The organism is Priestia aryabhattai B8W22 (assembly GCF_000956595.1).
Lineage (GTDB): Bacteria > Bacillota > Bacilli > Bacillales > Bacillaceae_H > Priestia > Priestia aryabhattai.
Window position 1 is genome coordinate 58,519 of sequence record NZ_JYOO01000023.1, and the last position, 16,452, is coordinate 74,970.

Sequence of the window (16,452 nt, forward strand, 5' to 3'; positions counted from 1 at the left end):
CTGTGAAGAGTGTTTTTTATTTTGAGTTAAGGAGAGAAATAGATGAAAATTGAAACTTTATTAGTTCGTTCAGGAGTAGGTCGTGACCCTTCAACAGGTTCTATTACAACACCCATTTACCAAGCATCAACATTTGCTCATCCTGCTTTAGGGCAAAGTACAGGATTTGACTATGCACGTACGGCAAATCCTACTCGTACAGCATTGGAAGAAGCAATTGCTGCTTTAGAAAAAGGCGAAGTAGGAGTAGCATTCGCTTCAGGAATGGCGGGTGTAATGGCAGTTTTAGCACTATTTAAAAACGGAGATCATTTAATTGTATCAGAGGATTTATACGGAGGAACGTACCGAGTACTAAATGAAATCTTTTCAGAGCAAGGAATTACTGTTTCGTACGTCAACACAGCCCATCTCGAGCAAGTGAAAGATGCGCTTCGTCCCAATACGAAAGCTGTATTTATTGAAACACCTACAAATCCAATGATGCACGTAACTGATTTGCCAGAAGCAATTGCGTTAGCTAAACAGCATGATTTGCTTACGATCGTTGACAATACATTCATGTCCCCTTACTATCAGCGGCCTTTAGAGCTTGGAGCAGATATCGTGATACATAGTGCGAGCAAATACATTGGAGGTCATAATGATGTAGTTGCTGGTCTTGTAGTCGCTCGATGTAGTAGCTTAGGAGAAAGAATTCGTTTTTATCAAAATGCAGCTGGGGCAATCTTAGGTCCACAAGATAGCTGGCTGTTATTGCGCGGTGTTAAAACGCTAGCGCTTCGTATGGAAAAGCATAACGAAAACGCACTGAAAATTGCAAAGTGGCTTACTGCTCATGATCTCGTGGAAAAAGTGTATTACCCTGGTCTTGAAACACATCCGGGCTATGAAATCATGAAGAAACAAGCAACTGGATTTGGAGGCATGATTTCTTTTGCTGTCTCACACCCTGACATCGTGTCCACGCTTTTGGAAAATGTCAAAGTTATTACATTTGCAGAAAGCTTAGGAGGCGTGGAAAGTTTAATGACATTCCCAGCTCGTCAAACACACGCTGACATTCCGGAGGAAATTCGAAACCGTGTCGGAGTAACAAACTGTTTACTGCGATTATCTGTTGGAATTGAGCACGCAGATGATTTAATTAAAGATTTGAAGGAGGCATTTGATGCATACCAACAATAATAAACATAGATTTGGTACGAACTTAATTCATGCAAATACAGGAATTGACGGTCATTTTGGAGCAGTTAACGTACCTATTTATCAGGTATCTACATTTAACCAAGAAGATGAGACGAATAACGGCCGCTATGACTATTCTCGTTCAGGAAATCCAACTCGTGAGGCTTTAGAAAACACCATTGCTCAGCTAGAAAATGGATACGCTGGCTTTGCTTTTTCGTCAGGTATGGCTGCTATCTCATCGGTGTTATCTATTTTTGAATCAGGGGATGAAATTTTAGTTTCACACGATACGTACGGCGGGACATATCGTGTATTAACACGATTATTTTCAAAGTTTGGTATCAAAACAACTTTTGTTGATACAACGAAGGTTGAAAAAGTAGAAGAAGCTATCACAAAAGATACGAAGGCTATTTATATCGAAAGCCCTTCAAATCCATTTTTACAGGTAACGGATATTAAAGCAGTAGCAAGTTTGGCGAAAGAGCGCAATCTCCTTACAATTGTGGATAACACGTTTTTAACGCCTTATCTACAGCAGCCGATTGACCTTGGTGTAAATATTGTAATTCATAGTGCTACAAAATATATCAGCGGTCACAGTGACGTCATTGGCGGTCTAGTTGTGGTAAGCGATGAAAAGCTAGCGGAAGAAGTAAAGTTTGTACAAAATGCTTTTGGTGCTATCTTAGGACCACAGGATTGTTTTTTACTGCTTCGAGGCATTAAAACATTAAAAGTTCGTTTAGATCAACAGTTAAAAACAGCGCTGCAGTTTGCAAAGTGGCTTGAAGAACAATCTCTAGTGAGCCGTGTATACTACCCAGGTTTAAAAAGTCATCCAGACCACAAACTCATTTCAGAACAAGCAAATGGATACGGAGCTATGATTTCTTTCCAAGTACAGGATGAAAAAGTAGCACGACATATTTTGCAAGGAGTCAAATTGGCTTCAATCGGCGTTAGTCTAGGTGCAGTTGAATCCATTCTAACGCATCCTGCAACAATGTCTCATGCAAGTATCCCAAAAGAAGTACGTGAAGAAAAAGGAATTACTGATTCACTTCTTCGCCTATCAGTAGGGTTAGAGGAATTCGAGGATTTGAAGCAAGACTTTAACGCTGTTTTTCAAAGCTTAGAAGAAAAAGCGTTAATTAAATAAAAAAAGGACTTCCATCAAGGAAGTCCTTTTTCTTGTTATATACAGCTATCTAAAAGGTCTGTGTATAGGGACGTAAGCGCAACTTTTTCATCAGAGGAAAGACTGCTGTTTAGAATTCTTTTGATGCCAAGATGATATTTTACATACGGTGTTTGCCGAACGCGTGGATGAGTCATTTCATCTTTTAAATCTTTCAGAATGGCTTCGTGAAGCTGATCTTCACTTGCCATGGCTTGTTTAGAAGCGAACGAACGGTTCAACCATAGGGTCTGATAAGCTGCTAGTAAATGTTCAGAAGTCATTGTGCAAAGAGCTCCTTTAGATTAGTTTCTTCATTATAATAATCTATAGTTTACCATAAGTATTAATACGTGTACGTAACTTTTACAGAAGCAGATACAGTCAAGGACTGAGCTTGAATAGGGGGAGAGGCTGCTAATAACTTAGGCGAGGAGCCAGATGACTGATAGACGGGTCCTTCTTCGATTAAAATAGGAATTTGGTTAATAGGGAGCTGCAGCGTGTTGGCAATGGTAAAGGCCTTTTCTTTAGCATTTAATAAAGCTTTACTAATCGCTTCTTGTTCATATTTATCTTCATTTGTAACGTGAAATTGAAGATCTTGCGCTACGTTGGCTCCGCTTGAAAACGTAGCGTTATAAACATCGCCAGCTTGTTTTACATCCTGTACTCTTACTCTAAACAAATGCTGTACTTCGTATCCTGTAAGAGTCGATTTTCCATCGCTGTAATCATATTTAGGATTTATGGTGAATGAAGCTGTTTCAATTTGCTGGTCATTGATTCCAAGTTTTTTTATCTCTTGCAGCAAAGTATTTGAAACAGCTGAATTTTCTTTTAAGGCTTCTTGAACGTCTCGGTTTTCCGTCCGGGTTCCAATCGTCAGGGAAATTTCATTTGGAACTGCTGAAGCACTTCCTTCACCAATTACTTTAATTTCTCTATTTTGTGTATCTACGCGCAGTTGCTGTGTAGGTTCATAAGGGAAATAAGAATGTTGCATGTAAAAACCCTCCTTAATCCGTCTTTAGTACATATATATGACTGTATGGCTTGCATTAAAAGCAAAAAGTACACAAGTCGTAACTTGTGTACTTTTTTTACTATTTTGTATGCTGTTCTAATACGCTTTCCATGTTTCTAAATTGATCTTCTACAGCTTCTGAAGGCTTTTTTGTTAACATACTTACTACAATAACAGCCAGCAAGCTTAAGAAAAATCCAGGAATCATTTCATAAAGGGCATCCTTCAATGGAGTATTTACCCAAATTAATACTGTAGCAGCACCTACAATCATCCCTGCAAGTGCTCCCCATCGAGTCATACGCTTCCAGTAAAGACTTAGTAAAATAGCAGGACCAAAAGCTGAACCAAATCCAGCCCAAGCATATCCAACCAGCCCTAAAATCGTATCACTAGGTTTTAAAGAAAGCAAAATACCTATAATTGCAACACCTAAAACCGCAGCTCTTCCAACCGTCACAAGCTCTTTGTCAGAGGCCTTGCGTCGGAAAAATGTTTTATAAAAGTCTTCTGTAACAGAGCTTGCCGTTACAAGCAGCTGAGAAGAAATGGTACTCATAATTGCCGCTAGTAAAGCTGCATATAAAAATCCAGTAATTAACGGATTGAAGAGTATATCCGCAAATTTAATAAAAATAGTTTCAGGATCTGCTAATTTCATACCTGTTTTTTCTACATATGCAATCCCAACAAGTCCTGTCAGCATAGCACCAATAATAGAAATAATCATCCAACTCATTCCAATACGGCGGGCGGGTTTTAACTCCTTAACAGAAGAGATAGCCATAAAGCGAACGATAATATGAGGCTGTCCGAAATAGCCAAGTCCCCAGGCTAAGAAAGATATAATACCTAAAACGGTCGTACCTTTAAAAATGTCAAGGTATGCTGGATTAATGTCCTGTACAATATCTATTGTTGTGTTAACGCCTCCAACATTGGTGAAAGCTACAATAGGTACTAAAACTAAGGCAAGAAACATAATAACACCTTGAACAAAATCTGTTAAACTAACGGCTAAAAATCCACCGAAAAGAGTGTAGGCAATAACAACAGATGCTGTTACAAATAAGCCAATTTGATAATTCACACCAAATGCCGATTCGAACAATCGTCCGCCTGATACCATACCAGCTGAAGTATAAAGAGTAAAGAAAATAAAGATAACAATCGCTGATACTGTTCGAAGAATCTTGGCATGGTCGCCAAAGCGATTTTCAAAAAAGTCTGGAATTGTAATGGAGTCATTCGCTACTTCCGTATAAGTGCGAAGACGCGGAGCGAGGATTAAATAATTTAAATAAGCACCAATAGATAAACCTACTGCAAGCCATAAACTTGAAAGACCTGTCACATACATGGATCCTGGAAGCCCCATTAACATCCATCCACTCATATCTGAAGCGCCAGCTGAAAGCGCAGTAACGGCCGGACCTAGTCCGCGTCCGCCTAGCATGTAACCCGATACGTCTTGAGTTGTTTTTGTGTAGGCATACCATCCTATTCCAAGCATTCCTACAAAGTAAATGCCGAGTGAAATATAAACACCAATATCCACCAAATCTCCCCTTTATGCATTTTTTATGCATGAAACGAGGACTGCTCGCCATGCAAACATCTTATGGTTTCTAAAACTAACAAACTTTCCCCTTACTATCAACCCACAAAACCGTAAAATACATGAGGCGAAAATCCCCTAAACCTTTATATTATAGAAATGAAATCGTTTTCAAAATAAAGTAAAATAAAAATATTCAGAAACTTATAAGTGCATTTTTTATGCAATATTTTATGCAATAGGTAAAATAAAAAGAGCATTTTATAAAATGCTCTTTTGACATTCATGTATATTAGCGTGAATTTGGAAACACGCGGCGAACAACTTCCGAAAACTCGTCAAACAGACCAGAAACAGGCTTGCCGGTTTGAAGCTTGTCTACATATCCATTCATACGGTTTACAAAGTCGGGGTTTGTTGATACAAACACTCGATGAACACTGCCGTCAGCTTTTCTTACTTCGTGTGCGATCTTATGCTCCATATCTTTTGTGAGATTGCCTTCTTTGTTATCGTCTAATACAGCTGCTACGTAAGCTGTATGGTCGGTTACGATTACGTTAGCATCTTTAACGTTTTTTAATGCTACGATACGATCAGCCGCCACATCGGCTACTCTCATTCCGCCCGACTGGTTATATTGTTCTTTTTCGTTACGCTGTACATCTTGCGTATCGTTTACGTCATTCATTTTCGTTTTATTGTTTCCATTTTCATATGTGACGTTGCGGACTGTATCATCATCAATGACGCCATCTTTACCTTGATCTGCTGTGCTGCAGCCGAATAAAGAAAGAGTCGTCATGCAGCCTACAACAAACAAAAACGATTTCTTCATGATAGTATCACTCCTTATAAGTTTTAACCTTTCTTATAATTTGTTAAAAACGTGTGAAGCATACATGAAAAATATAAAAAGGCCTATACTATCAAAAAAGGAGGAATATGTATGAGTGGAGTTCAACAAAGCATATTTGTGCTTCATACAAAAGAAGAAAACCATGAAGAAACAACAACGTTTGCACTAACTTCAGAAGAAGCTAAGTTGTTATTTGAGACCCTGCAAAATAAACGAAAAGAAATTATCGACGCCCATATTGATAACATGTTGACGTAAGGAAGATCAATATCTTGCAAAACGGCTGAGCCATATGCTAAGAATGGCCCAATATTTGCATTCTACATATAGGTATAGTATAATGTAAACGCAACCAAATTTAATAAATGTAATGAATACTACGTTTGACCATACACTCGAATTAGATTTAGTGAAAGTTCACTTGTTATAAAGGAGATCTACTTCGCGTAGGTCTCTTTTATAATATGTGAATTTTTTATTTACGGCATAAATGTAAATATAGAGTAACATATTAAAATTTTTACATTTTTTGGAGGTTTTTTTACATGGCTACTACAGGTACAGTAAAATGGTTTAACAGTGAAAAAGGCTTCGGTTTTATCGAAGTACCAGGCGAAAATGACGTATTTGTTCATTTTTCAGCTATTCAATCTGAAGGCTTCAAAACATTAGAAGAAGGCCAAAAAGTTGAATTTGAAATCGTTGAAGGCCAACGTGGACCTCAAGCGGAGAATGTTATAAAATTATAATTCAACGCTACATATGAAAGCTGCCGATAGGCAGCTTTTTTTGTGCAAACTTGTTTTATTTATATGATTAAGAAAATAGATTAAAGTAGAGGAGAAGGGAAGCCATGAGTTCATTTCATTGCTGTGCCACGTGTCAACATTTTCAAAGCATTAGATTGGATAAGGGAATGAAGTATCGATGCAAAAGACTAGGCTATGAAACCCGTCCTTCTTATCAGTTTACATGCTGGGAGCCAAAAGAAGTAGTTAAAAAATTAATGGAAAAACGAAATCAAAAATGAGGATGGGACATAACAAAATCAATCCCATCTAAAGACGAACAAAGAACAAATGGAATTGATTCTCTAGTATGAATTGCTTGTTACACTGCTGTTGATTTCCGTGCAAGACTGCGCGTTCCGCTTTCCCCGCAAGAGTCTTCGCCTATCCCTCAAATCAACAGCTATAAGCACGTACATACATGAAACCTACGTTCACCATCACCACGAAAAAATCCGAACGAGTTGGATTCTCCATCAGGAATCTCAATTCATCGTTCGGATTTTTACTAAACTACTTTTGTTCCAGCCTCTTTTAATTATGCCTCGTGATCTGTACCTTCCTCTGAAGGTAAATGCTTCCCGCAAAACTCTTTGACAGCTGCTTCTTCCTCTTCTTCAAGGTCGAAGTCTAATACTTTATTTGTTGAAACTTCATAGAAATGAGTTTGGGCAATAGAAGTGTTATCTTCGCCTTTAATATATACTACGCGTAGTGCTAGGTCGCTGCCGGTATATAATTCATCCTCTTCTTCTACCTCAATGTATAAATGAAATTCATAGCGTTCACCTAGAAGGAGACCAAATGGATCCTGCAATTGTTCAGCTGTATATTCTTTAATTGTAAACATATGTACGTCCTTTCCATATATCAGTAAAATACTTGCATCATCTATTATAGTTTTTCTTTGCAAAGAAAGAAAGTGCATGCGTAATTCATGCACGGATTTCTTACTTGATCATTCTATTTAGCGAATCTACTTGATGCGATGGCGCAAGGACTTCGATGATTTACTTAAAGGTGGAAGAGACGCGCGTATGTTTTTGCTTATACATGGCAGCATCTGCTTTTTGAATTAATGTATCTAGGTTGGTGTCGTCTGAAGGCGCACATATAATAAACCCGTAACTCGCAGAAAGTGTATATGGCTTCTTAAATTCTTTCTTTTTATCTTCTAGCTGTTCATTAATATTTTGCCACAGCTCGTGTACATATTCTTCCGTTTGTTCAGGAGCAATTAATAAAAACTCATCACCTCCGTAGCGAAAGAGCGTATCATCCTTGCTAATACAACCACTAATTGATGCTGCTATTGTTTTAATAAACCAGTCGCCTTCTCTATGACCGTATTGATCATTTACTAGTTTTAAGGAATTAATATCGATAAAACATAATAGAAAAGATATATCATTGCTTTTAGCTCTCAGCAGTTCCAGCTGCAGTTTTTCCATTCCGCTTCTTCGATTTAAAATTCCGGTTAGCATATCAGTTGAAGCGTGCAAGCTCAATTCATGCTCAACCGCTTTTAAATCGGTTATATCAGTAATACCTGCGAGTATGCAGCTTTCGCTTTGATACTCTAGTAATTCATAATTGATCATAACCCACTGAGAATCTCCATATTCACGTGCTTCTAGGATGTAGTTTTTTACATATTTCTCTTGTTGAAGACGTTTTAAAATCTCCTCTCTATCTTGATCGGTAGGGTAGATTATAAATCCGTCTATTTGATCAAGATCTTGAGAAGCAAGATTGTAAAAATGAATAGCTTTATTGTTAATGAGCAGCACTTTGTGGTCGGATAACCTCGTTAATAGCAAAGGATAGGGATTAATTTTGAACAGCGTAAAAAAATTACGTTCGCTTTCTTTTAGCTGTAAATGATTCATATATTCTTTGTGACGGTATGTATAGAGAATATATGAAATAAGTAAAGCGATAGCAACTGCTGCCGTTGTATTGATCTGCTTTGAAATAAGAGAAAAAGAATCCGGTACATATCGTGATAAGCCGTATAGCAAAAAAAGATGGTTAGGAATAAAAATAATGCACAGATGTTTTAATTTCATAGGACATAAAACAGCTGTGGAAATCAAAAGCATCATATAGACGTCTACACGACCTGTGAAAAGCTGACTGTTAATAGTAGAAAGTGCTGCAGCAAATATGTAATAAAATATATAGCCATATACAATGGTGCTTAAGTAGTTAGCAAACCGTTCTTTTCTTTTACTAACATAATAGAAAAATAAATAAAGAGAGGAGAGAGCAAAACTAGTGAAATGAATACCAATTAGTGTATGTCTAAACTGAGATGTCCCCGCATGTTGAAGTAAAAAAAACCCTATATAAATATAAATAGGATAGGAAACTACAAGAGCAAGTGAAACTAGCTTGACTCTCTGTTGAAGCATCTCTACATTCGTTTTATCGAACATTGTATCTTCATTAACTTCTCTTCCTGAAGGAAAACGACATTTCTTCAGAAAGGAGAAAGGTAAAAGCGAAAGAAGAAATGACATGACCATCATCTCCATATCTTTTTTTAGGTATTTTAGCATGTTTGTATAAGAAAAGACATGAATTTTTTAGATGAGGATGTCTGCTTTTTGATCAAGAAAAAGCATAAAGATTTACATGATTAAAGGTGAGGCCAAATGGCCCCACCTTTTTTATTGAAGTTTATTCGATTCAGCATGCCGTACAAACATGGTTTCATCTTCTACTAATCCGCAAGCTCCGCACTGAATGCGTTTTTGGGGTCCGTTATAAGCAGCGTGAAAGGCATCGAGCGTATCGTTCGTGTATTCTTCTACGACGTCTCCGCTTCTTGGGTCCATTTTTACAGGTTTTGCATTTTGTTCAATGATATTAAAGCGCGTTCGATTTGTTTTGCAGCTGGGGCAAAGATAAGGGCTTCCCATTTTTAACATCTCCTTGAAAAATTTACTGTATTAATACCATGTCCGAATCCACCAAAAACATACAAAAACTTATGGTTTTCTATCGAACGTTCATTCGTTAAAATAGAAGCAGGTGATGAAAATGAGAATACGAAAAAACTTACAAGAAGTAATAGATATCTTGCAAACGAATCCATCGTATCAGGAGAATATTGTTCATTGGCATACAATCGAAGAGAAAGAAGCTAAAACTGCGCCATTTCCAGCTTCTTTGCATACGAAACTGCGGGAAGCGCTTGAGAAACGAGGAATTGGTTCGCTTTATACGCATCAAAAAACAGCGTTTGATTTGGCGACAGCTAAGAAAAATGTTGTGGCCGTGACGCCGACAGCATCGGGGAAAACATTGTGCTACAACTTGCCGGTACTCCAAAGTATTATGGAGAATGATCAGGCTAGAGCTCTTTATTTGTTTCCAACAAAAGCGCTTGCCCAAGATCAAAAAAGTGAATTAAATGAAATCATTGAAGAAATGGAAGTACCAATCAATAGCTACACGTATGATGGAGATACTCCGGCAAATATTCGTCAAAAGGTAAGAAAAGCAGGTCATATTGTTATTACGAATCCAGATATGCTTCATTCAGCTATTTTACCTCATCATACGAAATGGGTATCACTGTTTGAAAACCTGAAGTACATTGTGATTGATGAACTTCATACGTACCGGGGTGTTTTTGGAAGCCACGTAGCCAACGTTATACGCCGGTTAAAGCGAATTTGCCGCTACTATGGAAGCAATCCTATCTTTATTTGTACATCAGCGACCATCGCTAACCCAAAAGAACTCGCTGAACATTTAACGGGAGCTCATGTTATGTTAGTAGATAACAACGGAGCGCCTAGCGGCCGCAAGCATTTTATTTTTTATAATCCGCCTATTGTTAATAAACCGTTAAACATTAGAAGAAGTGCTACGCTTGAAGTGCGAAATATTGCAGGAGAGTTTTTGAAAAATAAAATTCAAACCATTGTATTTGCACGAAGCCGAGTACGAGTGGAAATTATTTTAACGTATCTGCAGGAGCTCGTAAAAAACCAGCTTCAAAATAAGTCTATTCAAGGGTACCGCGGAGGATATTTGCCAAAGCAGCGACGCGAAATAGAAAGAGGACTTCGAGAGGGAAGTATTTACGGAGTAGTCAGTACGAACGCTTTAGAGCTAGGAGTGGATATCGGGCAGCTGCAGGTGTGTGTGATGACAGGTTATCCAGGCACGGTTGCAAGTGCTTGGCAGCAAGCAGGACGAGCAGGAAGACGTCACGGAGAAGCCGTCATTGTGATGGTCGCAAGTTCAAGTCCGCTGGATCAGTATATGATTCAGCATCCGGATTACTTTTTTAGCAGAAATCCAGAAACAGCTCGAATTAATCCTGATAATCTTGTTATTTTAGTCGATCATTTAAAATGTGCGTCCTACGAGTTGCCGTTTAAGCAGGGAGAAACATTTGATGGGGTAGAAATTGAAGACGTGCTGGAGTTTTTGCAAGAAGAGCGAGTGATTCATTTTAGCGGAGACAAATGGTACTGGATGAATGATTCGTTCCCAGCTCATAATATCAGTCTGCGCTCTGCATCCCAAGAAAATGTTGTCATCATTGATCAATCGGACGTTGCAAATGTGAAAGTAATTGGAGAAATGGATCGCTTTAGTGCCATGACGCTTCTTCATGATGAGGCGATTTACTTGCATCAAGGCATTCAGTATCAAGTAGAATACTTGGACTGGGATGAGAAAAAAGCGTATGTTCGTGAAGTCGATGTAGATTATTTTACCGATGCTAACTTGGCGGTTAACTTGAAGGTTCTAGAAGCTGATAAAGAACGATTGGAAGGGACATATTCAATCAGTTATGGTGATGTAATGGTCAGCGCCATGGCGACGATATTTAAAAAAATAAAGTTTGAGACGCATGAAAACATAGGGTCAGGTCCCATTTCACTTCCGGAAGAAGAACTTCATACCAATGCCGTGTGGCTAAGCTTTGAAAAAGAACAGTTTCACGAATCTGAAGAACGATTGGAACAAGCGCTCATTTCCGTGGCAAATGCCGTTCAGTCAATTGCACCGCTTATGGTGATGTGCGATCCTTCTGATTTACATGTAGTGCCTCAGATAAAAGCGGTGCACAACGAACAGCCCACTATCTTCTTATATGACCGATACCCGGGAGGCATTGGCCTAAGCGATAAAGTATACGAACAAATGAATGATGTGCTAAGTCAAACCAATCAATTAATTGTAAATTGTTCTTGCGAAAGCGGCTGTCCGTCCTGTATTGGTATGGAAGCACAGGGAGAACACGCAAAAAGCGATGCGCTCGTACTGCTACAACAACTGCAAAGTAGGTGAACTCGTGTCTTTTAAAAATAAATTAAATCGTATGAAAAAGCATCTTCATGTTACAGAAGCAAAGACGACGGTTGAAAGTAACCCGCAGCAACATAAGAGTGCGTCTATTTCCTATGAGCAGGAATGGAAGGGAAATCATGCTGTGCCTTACTTTGCTGAAGACAGCTACTGTATGATCAGAGAAGTGGTTTACCCGCTCGACTACAAGCATGGACATTATGAATTTAATGAGCTGAAAAAAGTAGTGGAAGTATGGAATCGGTCTACAGTTGCTCATCCGCTTTCATCAAAAGGCCACACATATTCAGATTTATTTTTCTTTGATACGGAAACGACGGGGCTTAGTACAGGTACGGGAACGACTATCTTTTTGCTAGGATATGCAAGGGTGCTAAAAGATTCCGTCGTTTTTCGTCAGCATATATTAACCGAGCCAAGTGGAGAAGTAGCATTTTACGAAAGTTTTTTAAAAGAAGTAGACTACACGACTCTCGTGACTTACAATGGGAAATCTTTCGATTGGCCTCACGTGAAGACTCGCCATACGCTATTGAGAGATCATTTGCCCAAGCTGCCTAAGTTCGGTCACTTTGATTTATTGCATGCGTCAAGAAGGCTGTGGAAACACAAAATGAATTCGGTTAAGCTTGCGAATGTCGAAAAAGAAATACTTGGAATTGAACGAGTTGATGATATTCCAGGGTTTTTAGCTCCTATGATTTATTTTGATTTTATTGAAACGAAAAATCCAAGAGGCTTATTCGACATTATGAAACATAATGAACATGATATTTTATCACTGATTACCTTATACATTCATTTATCAAAACGTCTCCTTACTAGTGAGGAGTTTACAGAAAAAGAAACATATGAAGTAGCAAGGTGGTATGAGCAGTTAGGGGAGAACAAGCACGCTTTCTCTCTTTATCAGGGCGTAGCGGAAAAAGAAAAAGAAGAGCATGAAAAAGCTCAGCTAGCTATGGCTTATCATTATAAAAAAGAAAAGAGTTGGAAAGAGGCAGTGGACATGTTTGAACCCTTGGTTCAAACATGTGAAAGTGACGTCGCTATAGAAGCACTGGTTGAGCTAGCTAAAATTTATGAGCATCGTCTCAAAGATGTTCATCAAGCACTTTTATATACTGAGCTAGCCTGGGAGAAGTGGAATCAACTCAGAGAAATGACTAAAAAAACGTCGAAGGAAGCGCTTGAAAAAAGACTTCTTAGACTAAAAAATAAATCAGCTAAAGGATAGACTTCAGCTGATTTATTTTAAAATATTCAGAATTATTATTCTTTTATTTTTGTGGATGTTTTATATTGTTCTATTTTTCAGTCATTGATAAAATTAGTCAATGTAAGACTGATTCTTACAGCTTAAAAACAGAACTTTGGTGAGATGGAGAGAGGCCTCATGAGAAATGTGATTTTAGTATCATTTTTCGCATTAATTTGTTTAACAGTAATTGTCTTAAGCAGTTTGAAAAATTCGTATAACTCCTTTATGTAGGCCAAAAATAGGTGTTTGTCTTAGTACATGTACACTGCCCTTCACATATTGTAATAGTGTAATAACTAAACAGTGAAAGGGGAAAAAGGATATGTATCCAAGACCAACAAAATGTATGCCACCAATTGTGCATCCAACAAAATGCTGCACACAGTTTACTTCTCAGGAGGTAGTTGTACCTCACATTCATCCAAGTCATAATACATTGGTGAATCATACAAATGTGAAGCACGTGCATTACTTCCCGCAAACACAATCTGTTGTAAATGAAACTTCAAATCAACAGTTTTTTGGCGGTGCGCAACAATATCCAACTCAAGTAGGGGGAGCAGGCTATCCAGGTCAAATGGGAGGCTACCCAGGTCAAGTAGCAGGTGCTGGTTACCCAGGTCAAGGAGGTTACCCAGGTCAAGTAGCAGGTGCTAGTTATCCAGGCCAAGGAGGCTACCCAGGTCAAGTAGGTGGAGCTGGTTTTCCAGGTCAAGGAGGCTACCCAGGTCAAGTAGCAGGCGCTAGTTATCCTGGACACAAAGGTTGCGGCCAAGGAAGCTGTCATACAAAAGGCGCGCATCAAGGACCTAATTCAGGGTATTTTAGATAATGTACGTTAATAGGAGCTGATTACATCAGTTCCTATTCTATTTTGTTACAAAGGAGTTATATAATGAAGGTGCTAACGGTTACTGGTTATAAGCCATTCGAACTTGGAATTTTTAATGAAAAACATCAAGGCATTACATACATAAAAAAAGCGCTCTATAAAAAATTACAGGAATTAGTAGAAGATGGATTAGAATGGGTATTGATTAGTGGCCAGCTAGGAGTAGAAATTTGGGCAGCAGAAGTGGTATTTGATCTGCAGCTCGATTATCCCGAGCTTCAGTTAGCTGTTTTAACACCATTTTTGGAGCAGGAAGAAAAATGGAATGACGTCAATAAAGAATTGTATGAATTTGTCTTAAGTCAAGCAGATTATGTAGATAGCATCACAAAAAAGAAATATGAAAGTCCAGCACAGTTTCGGCTGAAAAATCAATTTTTAGTAGAAAAAAGTGAAGGTATTTGTTTAGTTTACGACGAAGAGCACGAAGGAAGTCCTAAATATATGTTAGAAACGGCTAAAAAACGTGCTGAACGAGAAGAATACCCTATTATAATGGTGACGTCTCACGACTTACAAGATATCGTGGATGAAGAAAAATTTTCGTCTTTTTAACGCCACTTGACGAAACATTTTAAAAGATAAATTGACATTTGAAGCTATTTTTGAAAAAATGAATTATAATAAAGATAAGGTTTATCGTATTCGAGGTGATAGAGATGTTAGCTGATAAAATTCGCTTAACGGCCAAGGAAATTTTAGAAAAAGAATTTAAAACAGGCATGAGAGGCTATAATCAAGAGGAAGTAGACAAGTATCTAGATTCTGTTATTAAAGATTATGAAGCATTTCATGAAGAAATTGAAGCATTACAAACTGAAAATTTACGCTTAAAAAAGCAAGTAGAAGAGTTATCTAAAAAGCCGCAACAACCTTCGTTTACCCCGCCGCCGGCTCAACAGCAGCAGCAAGCGGGTACGACAAACTTTGATATTTTAAAACGTTTGTCGAACTTAGAAAAACACGTGTTTGGAAGTAAATTATACGAATAACCTAAAAATAGGAGTTGCATTCAACTCCTATTTTTATTATACTAAGGAAAGTCGTTATCAATAACGTTCGGGTAATTGCTGCATCACATATGAGGATGTAGAGGAAAGTCCATGCTCGCACAGACTGCGATGTCTGTAGTGTTCGTGCCTAGCGAAGTCATAAGCTAGGGTAGCTGTTAAAAGCTAACGGCGGGGAAAAAGCCTAAGTCTTTTTAAGATATGGCTTGACTACTCTGAAAGTGCCACAGTGACGAAGTCTTATCAGAAATGGTAAGAGTGGAACGAGGTAAACCCCTCGAGCGAGAAACCCAAATAATGGTAGGGGAACTTTCTGGAAGGAACTGAACGGAAGGAAGGACAAAATGGTTACATTTTGTAGATAGATAATTGCCACCGGAGTACGAGGTAGCTAGCCGCTTGCAGTACAATGGTACAAAACATGGCTTACAGAACGTTATTGAAAAGCAATCGACACTAGTTGTTATACACTATATTTTAATCCAACCCAGCTCTTCCTGTAATGGAAGAGCTTTTTTTATGTCAAAAAAAAGGCTAAGACAAAAGTATTTGAGTTGAAGTAACAACCGGACTGTTGATCAAAAATATTGATTAACAGTTCGGTTTTTTGTTGTCATGATGAACGCAGGTTTTATCTATTTCGTTGTTTCTAGTAGTTGATTGGAGGGCAAGGCGAAGACTCCTGCGGGAAAAGCGGAATGGGTGAGACCCCGCAGGAGCGTAGCGACGAGGAGGCACAGCGGCCGCCCGCGGAAAGCGAAGCCTTGCACGGAAATCAGCAGCGATGTAACGAGTAATCCCTACTAGCTCATTTATCTCATTTGTTGGTCTTTAGATGAAATCCATTTAGTTATTATGTCTCAATCTCTTTTTTATACAATCAGGCTGAGCGTGTTATCGGCCTCAGGTCCTAGAAGGAAATAAAGCTCTAGCTCGTTTTGAAAAAACGTTATCATCCTTAAACTAAGTATATAGAGAAGCGAAAGGAGGAAACAAAATGAAAAAAGTTGGTTTGTTTTTGATTGGAGCGGTAGCTGCTATCGTTCTTCTTGCAAATGCTGGTCCCATGGTAGGACTTGCGCTTGGGTTGGTTATTTTGTACGTAGCATTTAAAGGTTTTGTTAAAGCAGAGACCCCCTTTAAAAAATGGCTCTGGGGGTTTATTGGTGTCGTCGTACTCTTAACAACTGTTTCAAACCTTCCGGCCCTTGCTGGTATCATCGCAGCAGTCGTACTTTACACTGTATATAAAAAGTGGAACAGCAGCAGTCCTATAAAAACGGAAAAAGAAGATCCGTTTAAGCATTTTGAACGTCAGTGGGCTGACTTAAATCAAAAATAATAAAAGTTTA

General features: G+C 38.4%; 19 protein-coding genes and 1 other RNA gene. 13 read left to right on the forward strand and 7 right to left on the reverse strand.

What is annotated here, in order from left to right; genetic code table 11:
• The first annotated feature begins 42 nt into the window (after positions 1-42).
• The gene (locus N178_RS17720) at positions 43-1,188 is read left to right on the forward strand and encodes a trans-sulfuration enzyme family protein (RefSeq protein ID WP_045293849.1); all 1,146 of its coding nucleotides are present in this window, start codon (positions 43-45) and stop codon (positions 1,186-1,188) included.
• Positions 1,172-2,353 carry a trans-sulfuration enzyme family protein gene (locus N178_RS17725; protein WP_014460952.1) on the forward strand — a complete coding sequence of 394 codons (1,182 nt, stop codon included), beginning with the start codon at positions 1,172-1,174 and terminating at the stop codon, positions 2,351-2,353. Before N178_RS17720 ends, N178_RS17725 begins: the two co-directional genes overlap by 17 nt.
• Before the next feature lie 35 nt (positions 2,354-2,388).
• Here N178_RS17725 and N178_RS17730 read toward each other — a convergent pair whose 3' ends face one another.
• The 4 genes from N178_RS17730 to N178_RS17745 all read right to left on the reverse strand — a co-directional run bounded on the left by N178_RS17730 (position 2,389) and on the right by N178_RS17745 (position 5,794).
• The gene (locus N178_RS17730) at positions 2,389-2,655 is read right to left on the reverse strand and encodes a hypothetical protein (protein ID WP_045293851.1); all 267 of its coding nucleotides are present in this window, start codon (positions 2,653-2,655) and stop codon (positions 2,389-2,391) included.
• Between the two features lie 62 nt (positions 2,656-2,717).
• Positions 2,718-3,377: an SIMPL domain-containing protein gene (locus tag N178_RS17735; protein WP_045293852.1), complete on the reverse strand. Its 660-nt coding sequence runs from the start codon at positions 3,375-3,377 to the stop codon at positions 2,718-2,720.
• 100 nt (positions 3,378-3,477) lie between these two features.
• Positions 3,478-4,911, reverse strand: a complete 1,434-nt coding sequence (gene putP, locus N178_RS17740) for a sodium/proline symporter PutP (protein WP_375156341.1) — start codon at positions 4,909-4,911, stop codon at positions 3,478-3,480.
• 337 nt (positions 4,912-5,248) lie between these two features.
• Positions 5,249-5,794, reverse strand: a complete 546-nt coding sequence (locus N178_RS17745) for a YhcN/YlaJ family sporulation lipoprotein (protein ID WP_016763474.1) — start codon at positions 5,792-5,794, stop codon at positions 5,249-5,251.
• 111 nt (positions 5,795-5,905) lie between these two features.
• Between N178_RS17745 and N178_RS27170 the strand changes: the two genes are divergently transcribed.
• The 3 genes from N178_RS27170 (at position 5,906) to N178_RS27175 (ending at position 6,845) form a co-directional block, all read left to right on the forward strand.
• Positions 5,906-6,073: a hypothetical protein gene (locus tag N178_RS27170; RefSeq protein WP_169746688.1), complete on the forward strand. Its 168-nt coding sequence runs from the start codon at positions 5,906-5,908 to the stop codon at positions 6,071-6,073.
• Between the two features lie 287 nt (positions 6,074-6,360).
• The gene (locus tag N178_RS17750) at positions 6,361-6,564 is read left to right on the forward strand and encodes a cold-shock protein (RefSeq protein WP_045293854.1); all 204 of its coding nucleotides are present in this window, start codon (positions 6,361-6,363) and stop codon (positions 6,562-6,564) included.
• A 104-nt stretch (positions 6,565-6,668) separates the two neighbouring features.
• The gene (locus tag N178_RS27175; protein WP_169746689.1) at positions 6,669-6,845 is read left to right on the forward strand and encodes a hypothetical protein; all 177 of its coding nucleotides are present in this window, start codon (positions 6,669-6,671) and stop codon (positions 6,843-6,845) included.
• A 296-nt stretch (positions 6,846-7,141) separates the two neighbouring features.
• Here N178_RS27175 and N178_RS17755 read toward each other — a convergent pair whose 3' ends face one another.
• From N178_RS17755 to N178_RS17765, 3 genes are all read right to left on the reverse strand, one after another.
• Positions 7,142-7,453 carry a DUF6509 family protein gene (locus tag N178_RS17755; protein WP_045293855.1) on the reverse strand — a complete coding sequence of 104 codons (312 nt, stop codon included), beginning with the start codon at positions 7,451-7,453 and terminating at the stop codon, positions 7,142-7,144.
• Between the two features lie 160 nt (positions 7,454-7,613).
• The gene (locus N178_RS17760; protein WP_045293856.1) at positions 7,614-9,125 is read right to left on the reverse strand and encodes a sensor domain-containing diguanylate cyclase; all 1,512 of its coding nucleotides are present in this window, start codon (positions 9,123-9,125) and stop codon (positions 7,614-7,616) included.
• Between the two features lie 150 nt (positions 9,126-9,275).
• Positions 9,276-9,527, reverse strand: coding sequence for a hypothetical protein (locus N178_RS17765; RefSeq protein WP_013056134.1), 252 nt, complete (start codon positions 9,525-9,527; stop codon positions 9,276-9,278).
• Positions 9,528-9,648: 121 nt separating this feature from the next.
• On the opposite strand from N178_RS17765, the gene N178_RS17770 reads away from it, so the two are divergent.
• From N178_RS17770 to N178_RS17795, 8 genes are all read left to right on the forward strand, one after another.
• On the forward strand, positions 9,649-11,919 hold the full coding sequence (locus N178_RS17770; RefSeq protein ID WP_045293857.1) for a DEAD/DEAH box helicase: 2,271 nt from the start codon (positions 9,649-9,651) through the stop codon (positions 11,917-11,919).
• 4 nt (positions 11,920-11,923) lie between these two features.
• A complete protein-coding gene (locus N178_RS17775) occupies positions 11,924-13,174 on the forward strand; it encodes a ribonuclease H-like domain-containing protein (protein WP_045293858.1) in 1,251 nt (416 codons plus the stop codon).
• A gap of 346 nt (positions 13,175-13,520) precedes the next feature.
• On the forward strand, positions 13,521-14,030 hold the full coding sequence (locus tag N178_RS27885; protein ID WP_034266527.1) for a spore coat protein: 510 nt from the start codon (positions 13,521-13,523) through the stop codon (positions 14,028-14,030).
• A 63-nt stretch (positions 14,031-14,093) separates the two neighbouring features.
• Entirely contained in the window at positions 14,094-14,645 is a 552-nt protein-coding gene (locus N178_RS17785; RefSeq protein WP_028414057.1) for an SLOG family protein, read from the forward strand.
• A gap of 104 nt (positions 14,646-14,749) precedes the next feature.
• Complete coding sequence (gene gpsB, locus N178_RS17790; RefSeq protein WP_013056140.1) at positions 14,750-15,082, forward strand: cell division regulator GpsB; 333 nt, start codon at positions 14,750-14,752, stop codon at positions 15,080-15,082.
• A 63-nt stretch (positions 15,083-15,145) separates the two neighbouring features.
• Positions 15,146-15,534: RNase P RNA component class B (rnpB, locus tag N178_RS26110), an RNA gene on the forward strand.
• A 222-nt stretch (positions 15,535-15,756) separates the two neighbouring features.
• Positions 15,757-15,897, forward strand: a complete 141-nt coding sequence (locus N178_RS27180) for a hypothetical protein (RefSeq protein WP_169746685.1) — start codon at positions 15,757-15,759, stop codon at positions 15,895-15,897.
• Positions 15,898-16,097: 200 nt separating this feature from the next.
• The gene (locus N178_RS17795; RefSeq protein WP_045293859.1) at positions 16,098-16,442 is read left to right on the forward strand and encodes a lmo0954 family membrane protein; all 345 of its coding nucleotides are present in this window, start codon (positions 16,098-16,100) and stop codon (positions 16,440-16,442) included.
• Positions 16,443-16,452: the final 10 nt, after the last annotated feature.

Bases quoted from the DNA above. Each gene is read 5' to 3' on its own strand.
- N178_RS17720 (WP_045293849.1), top strand. From the start codon at position 43: ATGAAAATTGAAACTTTATTAGTTCGTTCAGGAGTAGGTCGTGACCCT.
- N178_RS17725 (WP_014460952.1), top strand. From the start codon at position 1,172: ATGCATACCAACAATAATAAACATAGATTTGGTACGAACTTAATTCAT.
- N178_RS17730 (WP_045293851.1), bottom strand. From the start codon at position 2,655: ATGACTTCTGAACATTTACTAGCAGCTTATCAGACCCTATGGTTGAAC.
- N178_RS17735 (WP_045293852.1), bottom strand. From the start codon at position 3,377: ATGCAACATTCTTATTTCCCTTATGAACCTACACAGCAACTGCGCGTA.
- putP (WP_375156341.1), bottom strand. From the start codon at position 4,911: ATGCTTGGAATAGGATGGTATGCCTACACAAAAACAACTCAAGACGTA.
- N178_RS17745 (WP_016763474.1), bottom strand. From the start codon at position 5,794: ATGAAGAAATCGTTTTTGTTTGTTGTAGGCTGCATGACGACTCTTTCT.
- N178_RS27170 (WP_169746688.1), top strand. From the start codon at position 5,906: ATGAGTGGAGTTCAACAAAGCATATTTGTGCTTCATACAAAAGAAGAA.
- N178_RS17750 (WP_045293854.1), top strand. From the start codon at position 6,361: ATGGCTACTACAGGTACAGTAAAATGGTTTAACAGTGAAAAAGGCTTC.
- N178_RS27175 (WP_169746689.1), top strand. From the start codon at position 6,669: ATGAGTTCATTTCATTGCTGTGCCACGTGTCAACATTTTCAAAGCATT.
- N178_RS17755 (WP_045293855.1), bottom strand. From the start codon at position 7,453: ATGTTTACAATTAAAGAATATACAGCTGAACAATTGCAGGATCCATTT.
- N178_RS17760 (WP_045293856.1), bottom strand. From the start codon at position 9,125: ATGTCATTTCTTCTTTCGCTTTTACCTTTCTCCTTTCTGAAGAAATGT.
- N178_RS17765 (WP_013056134.1), bottom strand. From the start codon at position 9,527: ATGGGAAGCCCTTATCTTTGCCCCAGCTGCAAAACAAATCGAACGCGC.
- N178_RS17770 (WP_045293857.1), top strand. From the start codon at position 9,649: ATGAGAATACGAAAAAACTTACAAGAAGTAATAGATATCTTGCAAACG.
- N178_RS27885 (WP_034266527.1), top strand. From the start codon at position 13,521: ATGTATCCAAGACCAACAAAATGTATGCCACCAATTGTGCATCCAACA.
- N178_RS17785 (WP_028414057.1), top strand. From the start codon at position 14,094: ATGAAGGTGCTAACGGTTACTGGTTATAAGCCATTCGAACTTGGAATT.
- gpsB (WP_013056140.1), top strand. From the start codon at position 14,750: ATGTTAGCTGATAAAATTCGCTTAACGGCCAAGGAAATTTTAGAAAAA.
- N178_RS17795 (WP_045293859.1), top strand. From the start codon at position 16,098: ATGAAAAAAGTTGGTTTGTTTTTGATTGGAGCGGTAGCTGCTATCGTT.